12 protein-coding genes and 1 pseudogene are annotated in these 13,132 nt (G+C 64.3%); 2 read left to right on the top strand and 11 right to left on the bottom strand.

The features are described 5' to 3' along the window. Nucleotides 1-19: 19 nt before the first annotated feature. Complete coding sequence (locus FA04_RS27220; protein WP_034787996.1) at nucleotides 20-769, top strand: SDR family oxidoreductase; 750 nt, start codon at nucleotides 20-22, stop codon at nucleotides 767-769. A 116-nt stretch (nucleotides 770-885) separates the two neighbouring features. Here FA04_RS27220 and leuB read toward each other — a convergent pair whose 3' ends face one another. From leuB to FA04_RS27165, 11 genes are all read right to left on the bottom strand, one after another. Then, entirely contained in the window at nucleotides 886-1,995 is a 1,110-nt protein-coding gene (leuB, locus tag FA04_RS27215) for a 3-isopropylmalate dehydrogenase (RefSeq protein ID WP_064817046.1), read from the bottom strand. Nucleotides 1,996-2,059: 64 nt separating this feature from the next. Then, nucleotides 2,060-2,305 (bottom strand): hypothetical protein, encoded by a 246-nt coding sequence (locus tag FA04_RS27210; RefSeq protein WP_034801765.1) that lies wholly within the window; start codon nucleotides 2,303-2,305, stop codon nucleotides 2,060-2,062. Next, entirely contained in the window at nucleotides 2,287-3,675 is a 1,389-nt protein-coding gene (locus FA04_RS27205) for an amidase (protein WP_034801763.1), read from the bottom strand. The genes FA04_RS27210 and FA04_RS27205 overlap by 19 nt, the downstream gene beginning before the upstream one ends. 10 nt (nucleotides 3,676-3,685) lie before the next feature. Continuing rightward, on the bottom strand, nucleotides 3,686-4,660 hold the full coding sequence (locus FA04_RS27200; RefSeq protein ID WP_082566572.1) for an ABC transporter ATP-binding protein: 975 nt from the start codon (nucleotides 4,658-4,660) through the stop codon (nucleotides 3,686-3,688). Beyond that, complete coding sequence (locus tag FA04_RS27195) at nucleotides 4,657-5,673, bottom strand: ABC transporter ATP-binding protein (protein ID WP_034801761.1); 1,017 nt, start codon at nucleotides 5,671-5,673, stop codon at nucleotides 4,657-4,659. The genes FA04_RS27200 and FA04_RS27195 overlap by 4 nt, the downstream gene beginning before the upstream one ends. Then, nucleotides 5,670-6,530, bottom strand: coding sequence for an ABC transporter permease (locus FA04_RS27190; protein ID WP_034801759.1), 861 nt, complete (start codon nucleotides 6,528-6,530; stop codon nucleotides 5,670-5,672). Before FA04_RS27190 ends, FA04_RS27195 begins: the two co-directional genes overlap by 4 nt. Continuing rightward, nucleotides 6,530-7,480 (bottom strand): ABC transporter permease, encoded by a 951-nt coding sequence (locus tag FA04_RS27185; RefSeq protein ID WP_034801757.1) that lies wholly within the window; start codon nucleotides 7,478-7,480, stop codon nucleotides 6,530-6,532. The genes FA04_RS27190 and FA04_RS27185 overlap by 1 nt, the downstream gene beginning before the upstream one ends. A 137-nt stretch (nucleotides 7,481-7,617) precedes the next feature. Then, a complete protein-coding gene (locus FA04_RS27180; protein ID WP_034801755.1) occupies nucleotides 7,618-9,093 on the bottom strand; it encodes an ABC transporter substrate-binding protein in 1,476 nt (491 codons plus the stop codon). Between the two features lie 56 nt (nucleotides 9,094-9,149). After that, on the bottom strand, nucleotides 9,150-9,896 hold the full coding sequence (locus tag FA04_RS27175) for a glucose 1-dehydrogenase (protein WP_034801753.1): 747 nt from the start codon (nucleotides 9,894-9,896) through the stop codon (nucleotides 9,150-9,152). A gap of 80 nt (nucleotides 9,897-9,976) precedes the next feature. Next, nucleotides 9,977-11,422, bottom strand: coding sequence for an aldehyde dehydrogenase family protein (locus tag FA04_RS27170; protein ID WP_034801751.1), 1,446 nt, complete (start codon nucleotides 11,420-11,422; stop codon nucleotides 9,977-9,979). Next, nucleotides 11,419-12,102 carry a GntR family transcriptional regulator gene (locus FA04_RS27165; RefSeq protein WP_034801749.1) on the bottom strand — a complete coding sequence of 228 codons (684 nt, stop codon included), beginning with the start codon at nucleotides 12,100-12,102 and terminating at the stop codon, nucleotides 11,419-11,421. The genes FA04_RS27170 and FA04_RS27165 overlap by 4 nt, the downstream gene beginning before the upstream one ends. 200 nt (nucleotides 12,103-12,302) lie before the next feature. Between FA04_RS27165 and FA04_RS27160 the strand changes: the two are divergent. Continuing rightward, nucleotides 12,303-12,985, top strand: a pseudogene (locus FA04_RS27160) (DUF599 domain-containing protein); the annotation flags it as partial. Between the last annotated feature and the right edge of the window lie 147 nt (nucleotides 12,986-13,132).

Raw genomic sequence — 13,132 nt, 5'->3', positions numbered from 1 at the left:
CATGCAGAAGGGTTTCACCATGAAGGAAAAGACGGGACGTTTGGCCGGGCGCATTGCCGTGGTCACGGCTGCCGGCCAAGGCATCGGCCGCGCGGTCGCCGAACGACTGATGGCTGAAGGCGCCGAGGTCCACGCCAGCGACATCAATGCCGAGCTGCTCGCCACGCTCGAAGGGGCTACAACGACGCGGCTCGATGCGACGGATCATGTGGCGGTCGGTGCCTATTTCGACGCCTTCGCCCGGGTCGATATCCTCGTGCACGCGGTCGGCTACGTGCATCAGGGCACGATCGAGGAATGCTCGCCCGCCGATTGGCGGCGCTCGGTGAACATTACGCTCGACAGCGCCTATAACGTCATTGCCGGCGCAATCCCGAAGATGAAGGCCAATGGCGGCAGCATCATCACCATCGGATCGGTTGCCTCCTCGATCAAGGGTTTCCCGCGGCGTGCCGCCTATGGCGCCGCCAAGGGTGGCGTCATAGGCCTGACCAAGGCGGTGGCAGCTGACTACGTTTCTCAGGGCATTCGCTGCAATTCGGTCTGCCCCGGCACTGTCGCATCACCCTCCCTGGAAGAGCGCATCGGCGAACTTGGCGAAAAGCTTGGAAGCCGGGATGAGGCCTACCGGTCCTTCATCAGCCGCCAGCCGGCCGGCCGGTTCGGCACGGTCGAAGAAGTCGCCGCCATCTGCGCCTTCCTCGCCTCCGACGAGGCGGCCTTCATTACCGGCCAGGCAATCAACATAGACGGCGGCATCACGATCTGAGACGCCGCATTCTCGCAAGGCCGTGAAACGCAAAACACCTCCGGATGCGCTCCGGAGGTGTTGGTTTTCGTAGGCCTGTTGGCGTCAGCGTGACGCCGTCCGGGATCGGTTGTCGCTTACGCCGACAGCGCCTTGAACTCGGCAAGGATGGCGTCGCCCATCTCGGTGGTGCCGACCTTCTTTGCCCCTTCGGCCATGATGTCGCCGGTGCGGATGCCCTGGTCGAGCACGTTGGCGATCGCCCTCTCCAGATTGTCGGCTTCCTTCACCAGGTTGAAGGAGTAGCGCAGGCACATGGCGAACGACGCGATCATCGCGATCGGGTTGGCGATGCCCTGGCCGGCAATGTCGGGTGCCGAGCCGTGCACCGGCTCATAGAGCGCCTTGCGCTTGCCGCTGACACCATCCGGCGCGCCGAGCGAGGCCGAGGGCAGCATGCCGAGCGAGCCGGTGAGCATGGCGGCCACGTCCGACAGCATGTCGCCGAACAGGTTGTCGGTGACGATGACGTCGAACTGCTTGGGCTGGCGCACCAGCTGCATGCCGCCGGCGTCCGCCAGCATGTGCTCGAGCTGGACGTCGGAGTACTTCGCCTTGTGCGTCTCGGTCACCACCTGGTTCCACAACACGCCCGACTTCATGACGTTGCGCTTTTCCATCGAGCAGACGCGGTTGTTGCGGGTGCGGGCCAGCTCGAAGGCGACGCCGGCGATGCGCTCGATCTCGTAGGTGTCATAGACCTGGGTGTCGATGCCACGCTTCTGGCCGTTGCCGAGATCGACGATCTCCTTCGGTTCGCCGAAATAGACGCCACCGGTCAATTCGCGCACGATCAGGATGTCGAGGCCTTCGACCAGTTCCGGCTTGAGTGACGAGGCGGCGGAAAGCGCTGGGTAGCAGATCGCCGGGCGCAGGTTGGCAAAGAGTTCGAGATCCTTGCGCAGACGCAGCAGACCGGCTTCCGGGCGCACCTCGTAGGGCACCGCATCCCACTTCGGACCGCCGACGGCGCCGAACAGCACCGCATCGGCGGCAAGCGCCTTCTTCATGTCCTCTTCCGAGATCGCCTGACCGTGGGCGTCATAGGCCGAACCGCCAACCAGGCCCTCGTCCGTCACGAAGCCGGCACCAAGCTCGGCATTCATGTAGGCGATGATTTTGCGGACTTCCGCCATGGCTTCCGGGCCGATGCCGTCGCCGGGGAGGATGAAAAGTTTGCGGGCCATTGTCGGCACTCCTGTGGTTTTCAGTCGGTGTAAAGCGGCACGGCCGCGTTGATAATGATGCGGGCTAGACCGCTGCCTTCGCGCCTTCGATCTGTCCGATGCGCTCGCGCAGCGTGTTGGCGACAGCCTGCGAGGCCGGAGCGAGGGCGATTTCAAGATTGGCGTTGCCGCCGTCTACCTCGATCGCGAGTTTCGAGACGCTGACGCCGAGCCGGCGAACGATGTCGAGCAGGCGGGAAACGATGTTTTCGAGATCGCCGCTTTCGATGGTGTAACGCATGGTGTCGCTCATCATGCGACCTTTGGCCATGGGCGCTGCTGAGGGCGCATGGTCTCGAAGGCACGCGCGAGGCGCAGCACGCCGATGTCGTCGAACTGTTGGCCGATGATCTGCAGGCCGATCGGCAGTCCGCCTGAGGTGTAGCCGCAGTTGAGCGAGATTGCCGGCTGGCCGCCCATGTTGACGGCGACTGTGAAGGCGATGTGTTCGAACGGCTTCTGCGGGTCGTTGACCGGCGAGGCCCATTCAGCCGGATAGGAGGCCGTCGGTGCTGTCGGCGACAGGATGAAATCATAGCCGGAAAGTGCCGCATGCAGCGCGTTGCGCATGGCGTCGATCTGGGCGAAGCCGGTATAGACCTCGCGGCCGGAGAAATTCTCGGCCGTTTTGATCCAGTCGAAGATATAGGGCAGGATCTGCGCCTGCTTTTCCGGCGAAAGGCGCGACACGTCTTCCCAGCCGCGCGCCCGCCAGAAGCGGTCGAGACCGTCGATCATTTCGCGCGTCAGGAAGGGGCCGATCGGCTCGATGATCGCGCCGGCATCGGCAAAGAGCTGTGCCGCCTTCTTGACCGCCTGTTCCGTTTCTTGCGTGACCGACTGGCCGAAGCCGGCGTCGAGCCAGAGGCCGATCTTCAGACCCTTCAGATCACGATCAAGATCGAGCCAGGGGAGATCGGCATAGGGCAGGGACATCGTGTCCCGGGCGTCTGGCTGCGACAGCACCGACATGTAGAGTGCCGTGTCGGCGACCGTCCGGGTCATCGGGCCGGCAACGCGGCCGATAAAGGGCGGGTTGATCGGCACGCGCCCCGCAGAGGGCTTCAGACCGACGACGCCGCACCAGCCGGCCGGCAGCCGGACCGAGCCGCCGATATCCGTGCCGATGTGCAGAGGGCCATAACCGGCCGCGGCTGCCGCACCCGCGCCGGCGCTCGAGCCGCCCGGATTGGCTGAGAGGTCCCAGGGGTTGCGGGCCAGCTTGTGGAAGCTGGAAAGGCCGGAAGACAGCATGCCGTAGTCCGGCATGGTGGTCTTGGCGAGAAGGATGCCGCCTGCCTCGCGGGTGCGGGCTGCCGGCGGCGCGTCGGCGGTTGCAGGCGTCAGCGACACGGCAGCACAGCCGAGCGGCACGGCGGTGCCCTTGGTTGCGATGTTTTCCTTGATCGTCACCGGCACACCGTCGATTGCGCCCAGAGGTTCACCCTTTGCCCAGCGCTCTTCCGATGCCTTGGCGGCCTTGCGCGCCTCGGCGGGGTCATAGGCCCAAAGCGCGTTCAGCTTTGGCTCGGAAGCGTCGATGCGGGCAATCACCGCTTCGGTGACCTCGACGGGGGAAAGCTTCTTCGAGCGGTAGGCGTCGACGAGATCGACGGCGGAGAGATCGGCGAGTTCGGACATGGGGCACTTCCTAGGCAAAATGGCAGCGGGCGGACCAGGCCGGCGTCACCGGCTTGGCCTCAGGCGTTCGGGTCAGACAGATCTCCTGCCTGCGGGGACAGACGGCAGCATAGGCGCAGCCGGCTGCGGTCGTTGCGGTATGGACGGGCGTTTGCGGCGGCCCAGCGGAGCGCACCCGCTTGCGCCGTCCGGAAAACGGTTTCGGCACGGCAGCGACCAGCGCCTGAGTATAGGGATGGCGCGGGTTGTCGAAGACCTCGGCCGTCGGTCCTTCCTCGACGATGCGGCCGAGATGCATGACGGCAACCCGGTCGGTGATGGCGCGCACGACGCCGAGATCGTGGCTGATGAACAGATAGGAAAGGCCGAGCCTTTCCTGCAGGTCCATCATCAGGTTCAAAACCTGCGCCTGGATCGAGACGTCGAGTGCAGACACTGGCTCGTCAGCGACGATCAGGGCCGGCCGGGTGATCAGCGCGCGGGCGATGGCGATGCGCTGGCGCTGGCCGCCGGAGAATTCGTGCGGATACTTGTCGGCCGACGCCAAGGGTAGGCCGACGGCCTCCAGCACCTCGGCGATGCGCCGGTTGCGCTCCGTGGTGCCCGTTCCACGCTCCAGCGAAACGATCGGCTCGGAGATGATCGTCCGAACCGTGTGGCGCGGATCGAGCGAGCCGTAGGGATCCTGGAAGATCGCCTGAAACCCCTTGCGCGCCTCTCGCAGTCCGGCGCGATCGAGCGCGTAGATATCCTTGCCGGCGATCGACACCTGGCCCGATTGCGGTCGCTCCAGCCCCATCACGGCGCGGGCCAGGGTCGACTTGCCGGAGCCGCTTTCGCCGACGATGCCGAGGCTCTGGCCAGCGGCGAGTGCGACGCTGACACCATGGAGCACGCGCAGGCGGCTCTGCTTCGAGAAGATCGACGGGCGTGGCAGGTCGTATTCGCGCACCAGATCGGTGGTTTTGAGGATCACCTCGCTCACGGTGCCACCATCCTTTCGCGCGGATGAAAGCAGGCGGCGCGATGCTGCACATTTCCATCGGAATTGATCAGGTCGAGTGCCGGGATCGCCTGACGGCAGTCGGCCTCAGCGAAGGAACAGCGGTCCGCAAAGGAGCAGTGGGATGGACGGCCAAAAGGATCCGGAACGATACCGGGGATGGCATTCAGCCGCGGGCGCCCATCGCCTTGATGGCGGGAGCCAAGGGCTGCGCCATGCGGCGACGCGGCGAAAAGGCCGCGGGCATAGGGATGCGCCATGCGCGCAAAGACATCGTCCGTGCGCCCGGTTTCGATGATGCGGCCGGCATACATGACCGCGATGCGGTCGGTCATCTCGGAGACGACGCCGAGATCGTGGGTTATCAGCATCAGCGCTGTGCCGGTGTCTTCGATCAGCTCGTCGAGCAGATCGAGGATCTGCGCCTGCACCGTAACGTCGAGCGCCGTCGTGGGCTCGTCCGCAATCAGTAGATCCGGTTCGCAGGCGATCGCCATCGCGATCATCACGCGCTGCCGCTGGCCGCCGGAGAGCTGGTGCGGGTAGAGATCGAGGTCGAAGCGCGGTGCCGGCAGGCCGACGCGGTCGAGCAGCGCACGCGCTTTCTTCTCCGCATCGGCTTTCGTTTCGCCGAGATGCAGCCGCCGTCCCTCGGCGATCTGCGCGCCGATCGATTTGACGGGATTGAGCGCCGTCATCGGCTCCTGGAAGATCATCGCCGTGCGCCGGCCGCGATAGCCGCAATAGTCGGCTTCGCCCAAGCCCGCGAGATTGCGGCCGTCGAAGGAAAGTTCGCCGCGCACCCGCATGCGCTGCGGAAGCAGGCCCATGACGGCAAGGGCTGTCATCGACTTGCCGCTGCCGGACTCACCGACGATCCCAAGCCGTTCGCCGCGGTTGAGTTCGAGATCGATGTCGCAGACGATATCGACCGTGCTTTTGCCCGCGGTGAGTTCGACCGACATGCCGGCCATGTGAAGCAAGGGTTTGGTCATCGTTGCCGCCTCACGCGCGGGTCGAGAATGTCGCGCAGGCCATCGCCGAGCAGGTTGAGGCCGAGCACGGCGAAGGTGATCGCCAGTCCCGGGAAGATCGCGAGCCAGGGCGCCTGATAGATGAAGGTCTGGGCGTCGTTCAGCATCTTGCCCCAGCTCGGCATCGGCGGCTGCGTGCCGAGGCCGACATAGGAAAGGCCGGCTTCGGCGACGATCGCCAAAGCGAACTGGATCGTCACCTGAACGAGCAGCACGTGGTTGATGTTGGGCAGGATGTGCAGAAACGTGATCGCGACGTCGCCGCGGCCAGCGCAGCGCGCGGCCTGCACATATTCGCGTTTCCAGAGGCCCATCGAGGCACCGCGGGTGACGCGGGCAAAGACGGGTATGTTGAAGATGCCGATCGCGATCATCGCGTTGGTAGCGCCCGGACCGAAGATCGCGGTGATGATGACGGCGGTCAGAAGCGCCGGGAAGGCGAAGGCGAGGTCGCTCATGCGCATGACGAGACCATCGACAAAGCCGCCGCGAGCAGCCGCCCAAGCGCCAAGCGGCACGCCGATGCCGGCACCGACGAGAACCGCGACGATCGAGACGCTGATCGAGTTGCGGGCGCCGACCATGATCATCGACAGGATGTCGCGGCCGAAGTTGTCGGTGCCGAACCAATGGGCAAGGCTCGGTCCCTGCAGCTTGTCGCGGAAATTCATCGCCGTCGGCGAATAGGGCGTCCAGACATAGGAGACGAGCGCCATCGCCACGAGGATGACGGTGACGGTGGCGCCGATCGTCAGATTTCGGCTGCCGATAAGCTTGGAGATGAGGCTGGGTTGCGCGGCGGCTGCAGGAGCGGACATCAGTGGCCTCCCCTCGACAGGCGCGGATCCAGATAGCCGTAGACCAGATCGACGAGGAAATTGATGGTGATGACGGAGGCGGCAAGCAGGGTCACCAGCGTCTGCACCGTCACGAGATCGCGCTGCGCGATCGCCTGGAAGACGAGGCGGCCGATACCCGGCAGGTTGAAGACATTTTCGATGATGATCGTGCCGGCAAGCAGGAAGGAAAATTGCAGGCCGATAATGGTGACGACCGGAATGAGCGCATTGGGCACCGCATGCTTCCAGAGAGCGCCCGAACGGCTAAGCCCCTTGGCGCGCGCGGTGCGGATGAAATCCTCGCCGAGCGTCTCGATGACGGCCGAGCGCGTGACGCGTCCGAGAATGGCCGCAAGTGGCAGCCCGAGTGCGAGCGCCGGCAGGATGAGCGAATGCAGGCCGTTCCAGATGCCGCCTTCCCAGCCGGCAAAGCCGGAGGCCGGGAACCAGGCGAGCTTCAGCGCGAAGAGCAGGATGAAGAGAAGCGCCAGCCAGAAGTTTGGGATGGCGACGCCCACCTGGGCGATGCCCATGACGACGGTGTCGCCGGCCTTGCCGCGGTTGGCGGCGGCATAGACGCCGATGGCGATGGCGACGGCGACCGAGATTGCCATGGAGAGCAGCGCCAGCGGCAGCGTCACCAGGATGCGCGGGCCAAGCAGCTCCCGGATCGGAACCGAATAGGTGAGGCTCATGCCGAAATCGCCGACGACGAAGCCGCCGATCCAGTGGAGGTAGCGGATCCAGATCGGCTGATCGAGGCCGAGCTGCCGGTGCAGCGCCGCGATCGCATCTGCGTCGGCATTCATGCCGAGCATCAGCACGGCCGGGTCGCCGGGCAGCACCTGCATCAGCAGAAAGACGATGACTGAGGCGACCAGCGTCGTCAGCAAGAGCGACACGAGGCGACCGCCAATGAAGGAAATCACATCAACCTCCCGGAAAGAGCGAGCGTTGACCGGCGCCGGGTGCGTCAATCAACGGCAGATCTGCGTCCGCCCCAACGAGGGGCAGATGCTGGAGCGGGGTGCGGATTTCCGTCCGCATCCCGCTCAATGAAAGTCGATCAGTTTTCCCAATAGGTCTGGGTCTGGTCGTCGGCCGGCACCGGCATGTTCTTCCAGAGACCCTTCACCTTCTTGTTCCAGACGCCGATCTTCGGCAGCGCGTAGAGGAAGACGTTCGGTTCGTCCGCTGCGAGCTTGCGCTGGAGCTGGCCGATCAGGTCCATCTGCTCGGCCTCGGTCGCAGCCAGCGTGTAGGACTTGTAGAGCGCCTTGTATTCCGGGTTCTGGTAGTTGAAGTAGTACTTGTCGCGCGCATAGATATCGAGGTCGCGGGCTTCCGCATGGGCGATGATCGTTGCGTCGAAGTTCGAGTTCTTGAAGACCTGATCCAGCCATTGTGCGAACTCGATCGGAACGAGGTTCACCTTGATGCCGACTTCGCTGAGCATGGCCGCGATGATCTCGCCGCCGCGGCGGGCATAGGCCGGCGGCGGCAGCATGATGGTGATTTCGAGGTTCTGAACGCCCGCTTCCTGCAGCAGTTGCTGCGCCTTGCCGGGGTCATAGGGGTAGGTCTCGTTCAGATCGACATAACCGGGTTCGACCGGCGAATAATGCGAGCCGATGGTCGTGCCGAAGCCCGAGTAAGTGCCTTCGACCAGCGTCTTGCGGTCGATCGCATGGGCAAGCGCCTGCCGCACGCGCACGTCGTCGAAGGGCTTCTTCGCATTGTTGAGCGCAAGCACCACCTTGCCCGAGGTGCTGCCGACCTCAACCTGCAGGTTCGGGTCGCTCTGGAACTGGCTGACCAGTTCTGCGGCCTGGAACATCGGGAAGGCATCGACGTTGCCGGCAAGAACGGCGGCCGCTGCAGCCGAGGGGTCACTGATGAACTTGAAGGTCACTTCGCTGAGCTTGGCCGGTTCGCCCCAATAGTCGGCGTTCTTTTCCAGCACCACCTTGTCGCCCTTCGCCCATTCCTTGAACTTGAACGGGCCGGTACCGACCGGCTTGGTCTTGTTGTCGGCGGCCGACGACGGCGCGATCATGACCGCGTCGCCCCAGGCCATGTTGAAGAGGAAGTTGGAGGCCGGGCGCTTCAACGTCACGACCGCGGTTGCCGGATCCGGGCATTCGGTCTTTTCGATCGGCTCGAACAGGCCCTTCTGCGCATTGGTGGAATCGGCCGAGACGGCGCGCTCATAGGAGAATTTCACCACCGAACAGTCGAAAGCCGCGCCGTCATGGAACTTGACGCCCTGGCGGAGCTTGAAGCTGTAGGTCTTCTGGTCGTCGGAGATCGTCCAGCTCTCGGCGAGCAGCGGCTTCACCGTGCCGTCTTCCACCACCCGGACGAGACCTTCGAAAAGGTTGCCGTAGGTGATGTAGCGGATGGGTGCGGCGGCGCCCGCGGTCGGGTCGAGGCCCGGCGGCTCGAGCACCTGGCCGACGGTGATCGTATCCTTGGCCATCGCCGGCGTCAGCGACGCGGCAATGAAGCACGAGGCAAGCGCCAGTTTCGTCAAATTCATCATGGTTCCCCCGCTTTGCGGTTTCGTTGTTTATGGTCCCAGAAATCAGGTCGAAATAATCAGATCGAGCGTCCGCCGTCGACGTCGAGCGCCACGCCGGTGATCATCGACGCCTGCGGCGAGGCGACGAAGAAGGCGGCCTCCGCAAGGTCTTCCGGCTTCAGCAGGCGTCCGAGCGGAATGGAATCGCGGAACTTCTTGCGGATTTCGTCGGAGTCCTCGCCCATGAAGGTGGTCAGCAGCGGCGTTTCGCCGGCAACCGGGTTGAGCGCGACGACGCGGATGTTGAAGGGCGCGAGCTCGATCGCGAGCGCCTTGGTGGCAGAAACGACCCAGCCCTTGGTCGCATTGTACCAGGCAAGGTTCGGACGCGGCCGGTTGGCGCCGGTCGAAGCGATGTTGACGATAACGCCCGCCTTGTTTTCCTTCATGTGCGCCAGCAGCGCCCGCGTCATCAGGTAGACGCCGCGCACATTGACGCCGAGGATACGGTCGAATTCGTCGGGCTCGACCAGTTCGGCGTTCTGCGGCTTGTGGCCGATGCCGGCATTGTTGATCAGGATATCGACGCGCCCGAACTGCTTGAGACCCGCCGCAACGGCCGCATTAACGTCGGCTTCCTTGGCGATATCGGCAACCACGGCGATGGCATTGCTGCCGAGTTGCTTGGCGACGCGCTCTGCGCCTGCGGCATCGCGATCGACGACGATGACCTTGGCGCCGCCTTCGACGAAGCGCTTGGCAATGCCTTCGCCGAAACCGGAGCCTGCGCCGGTGATGAGAGCGACTTTACCTTCCAGTGACACTTTGTTGTTCCTCCCAAGGAGACTTAGATCATGGGTTGGAGCGCGATGCGGGTGGAACGCCGCCTGCGGTTTTGCGCGCTCTAGCCGTGGTAGACAGAGATGGTTTTCATGCTGGCAAAGCCGTAGAGGGCCTCAAAACCCTTCTCGCGGCCATGGCCCGATTTCTTGACGCCGCCGAAGGGCAGCTCGACGCCGCCGCCGGCGCCGTAATTGTTGATGAAGACCTGGCCGGCGTGCACGGCGCGCGCCATGCGCAACTGCCGGCCGCCGTCATTGGTCCAGACGCCGCAGACGAGGCCATAGGCGGTGCCGTTGGCAAGTCGAATGGCTTCCTCCTCGCCGTCGAAGGGCATGATCACCTGAACCGGGCCGAAGATCTCTTCCTGCACCGTGCGGTGTTGGTGCGGCACGTCGCGCAGCAACGTCGGCGCGACATAGGCGCCCTCGGCCGGCGCGTCGGCGACGATCTCGCCCTGCGCCGCGACCTTCAGGCCATCCTTGGCGGCGTCGGCAAGGAAGCCCTCGACGATCGCCTTCTGCCGGTGCGAGACGACCGGGCCGACCGAGAGATCGCTGCCAGCAGGACCGACCTTCAGGGCGCGGTACCGTTCGCTCATCCGCGCGACCACTTCTTCATAGACGGCACGCTCGACCAGAATGCGAGACGAGGCCGAGCAGGTCTGACCGGCATTCTGGATGCCGGCATTGACGAGGAAGGGGACCGCGCGGTCGAGATCCGCATCGGCAAAGACGATCTGCGCCGACTTGCCGCCGAGTTCCAGCGTCACCGGCACGGCGTTCTTCGCCGCGGCTGCCTGCACCATTTCGCCGGTGCGGACCGAGCCGGTAAAGGAGATGTGGTTGACATCGGGGTGTTCTGAGAGGGCGACGCCCGCCTCCGAGCCGAAGCCGGTGACGATGTTGAGCGCACCCGACGGCAGGCCCCCTTCTTCGGCGATGCGGGCAAACTCGAGGATCGTCAAGCAGGCTTCTTCTGCGGGCTTGACCACGGCGGCATTGCCCATGGCAAGGGCCGCGCCGAGACTGCGGCCGAGGATCTGCATCGGGTAGTTCCAGGGGATGATATGGCCCGTGACGCCGTGTGGCTCATAGACGGTCAGCACGGTGAAGCCGTTCTGATAGGGAATGGTGTCGCCATGTACCTTATCGGCAGCACCGCCATAGAATTCGAGATAGCGGGCGAGCGCCACGACATCGGCCCGCGCCTGGGTCAGCGGCTTGCCGACATCGCGTGCTTCGAGCTCCGTCAGAAGGTCGATGTTGCGCAGCACACCGGCCGAAATCCGGGTCAGCACCCGGCCGCGCTCGGTCGGCGTCAGGCGTCCCCACTCACCTGAGAGTGCCGCGCGTGCCGAACGCACGGCGAGATCGATATCATCCCGAGTGCCCCGGGCGATGCGCGCAAATTCCAGGCCGTTGGAAGGATCCCTGACGGCGATGAACTCGCCGCCCGTTGCGTCCTGCCACTTGTTCGCGATGAAATTGCCGTAGGTCTTCACAGTCATGCCTCTTTGTCAGTCCCGCGCTCTTCAAGCAGCGCCTTCAATCTCATGGCCGTCGCGTTGATGTGGGCGCGGGCCAGTTTCTCGGATTCATCAAGGTTCCGTGCGGCGATCGCCTCGACGATCAGCCCGTGTTCGGCGACCGCAGTGCTCGCCCGCTCGCTCGAAAGCGAAAAGGCTGGGGCAAAAACCTGCGAGGTCATGCGCAGAAGCGGCCCGAGCGGCGCCAGCGACGCATTGCGCGAGGCCGCAACGATCGCCTCGTGAAAGACGACGTTGGACTGTGTGTAGGCGCCTGGATCCCAGTTTTCGACGGTCTTGCGCTGGCGCTCCACCTGCTTTGCCAGATCCTTGATCTCGGCATTTGTCGCCCGCTCGGCGGCGTTGCGGGCCGCCACGCCATCCATGGCCTCACGCACCGCGTAGGCGTCCAGCAGTTTCGGCAGGTCGGCGGTTGCGACCCGGACACCGCTGCCCGGCTTGTTGACAACCAGCCCGTCGCGCTCGAGCACGCGCAGCGCCTCGCGCAGCGGCGTGCGGCTGATGCCGAACTCGGCGGCGATCTTTTCCTGGCGCAGCGTCGCGCCCGGCGCATAGACGCCGGCATAAATACGTTCGCGAAGGGCCTGGGCCACTTCGTCGAGCAAGCGTGACTGGCTTCGCCATTCAAAGGATTGGTTCATCGATCCCTCCCAAGATCGAGGCAAATTGTATCCAGGATACAGGCCGAGTCAATCCGGTGATGACACATAAGTCCCAGGGATTGTCAGCAAGTACTGGCGACGCCGTCGGCTTCGGCAGTCCCGACTTGCGCCGCCGCGTTGACGCGCCGCTCGCCGCGGCTTCTATTAGGAACTGCTATGGTGGGAGGCTGGCCGTGCAGATGCTTGATTGGATCGCGATTATCCTGTTCCTCGTGACCTGGGTGGGACTGGAGCCGATGATGGCGCTTGGTTGGCCGCGCCGGACAGACAGCCTGATGCTGGACATGGTGCGTGTCCGGCAGGCTTGGATGCGCGAGGTGCTGACGCGGGATACCAACTTCATCGGTGACGCCGCCATTCTCGGTCACACGATCAATTCGGCCTCGTTCTTCGGCTCGGCCAATCTCATCGTCATCGTCGCCATGAGCAGTGCGCTTTTCATCCAGCCGACGATTGGCCTTCAGTCGGGCATCATCGCAATGTTCGCGCCGATCGAGCCGTTGTGGCTGTTTCAATGCAAGGTGCTGCTCGTCATGGCGACCTTGCTGCGCGGGCTGTCCGAATTCATCTGGGCGGTGCGGCAGATCAACTATTGCCTCGCAGCGATCGGAGCGAGCCCTTCGCGCGAAGAAGCCCGCGACATCGCCGCATGGGCCCACGCCCTGTCGCTGATGATCAATCCGGCCCTTCGATCCTTCAGCCAGGGTGTCCGCTCCTATTACTTCACCGTTGCCGCCGCGCTCTGGTTCCTGGGGCCGATCGCCTTTATTATCGCCATCGTCGGCTCGGTCGCGCTTCTCGTCTGGAGACACAGCTGGTCGGATACGGCCAAGGCGTGATGGAGGTGCGCAAGTTGCTCGACGAGAGCCATCCGACGGCGGCCGCGGTAGAACCCTCAACAGCCGTCCGTTCTCCGGCGGCAAACAGCTGAGGGTTTTTGGCGTGACCGGTTGGAATTGGCCGGCGAGGTAACCACCTAGTATCCGTAACGTTCTGGAGGCGGTCGCCC

Source organism: Ensifer adhaerens (assembly GCF_000697965.2).
Lineage (GTDB): Bacteria > Pseudomonadota > Alphaproteobacteria > Rhizobiales > Rhizobiaceae > Ensifer > Ensifer adhaerens.
This window is presented reverse-complemented; position numbering and strand designations above follow the sequence as displayed.

Excerpts from the sequence above, each read along its gene's own strand:
- FA04_RS27220 (WP_034787996.1), top strand. The coding sequence starts at position 20 with ATGAAGGAAAAGACGGGACGTTTGGCCGGGCGCATTGCCGTGGTCACG.
- leuB (WP_064817046.1), bottom strand. The coding sequence starts at position 1,995 with ATGGCCCGCAAACTTTTCATCCTCCCCGGCGACGGCATCGGCCCGGAA.
- FA04_RS27210 (WP_034801765.1), bottom strand. The coding sequence starts at position 2,305 with ATGGCCAAAGGTCGCATGATGAGCGACACCATGCGTTACACCATCGAA.
- FA04_RS27205 (WP_034801763.1), bottom strand. The coding sequence starts at position 3,675 with ATGTCCGAACTCGCCGATCTCTCCGCCGTCGATCTCGTCGACGCCTAC.
- FA04_RS27195 (WP_034801761.1), bottom strand. The coding sequence starts at position 5,673 with ATGACCAAACCCTTGCTTCACATGGCCGGCATGTCGGTCGAACTCACC.
- FA04_RS27190 (WP_034801759.1), bottom strand. The coding sequence starts at position 6,530 with ATGTCCGCTCCTGCAGCCGCCGCGCAACCCAGCCTCATCTCCAAGCTT.
- FA04_RS27180 (WP_034801755.1), bottom strand. The coding sequence starts at position 9,093 with ATGATGAATTTGACGAAACTGGCGCTTGCCTCGTGCTTCATTGCCGCG.
- FA04_RS27170 (WP_034801751.1), bottom strand. The coding sequence starts at position 11,422 with ATGACTGTGAAGACCTACGGCAATTTCATCGCGAACAAGTGGCAGGAC.
- FA04_RS27165 (WP_034801749.1), bottom strand. The coding sequence starts at position 12,102 with ATGAACCAATCCTTTGAATGGCGAAGCCAGTCACGCTTGCTCGACGAA.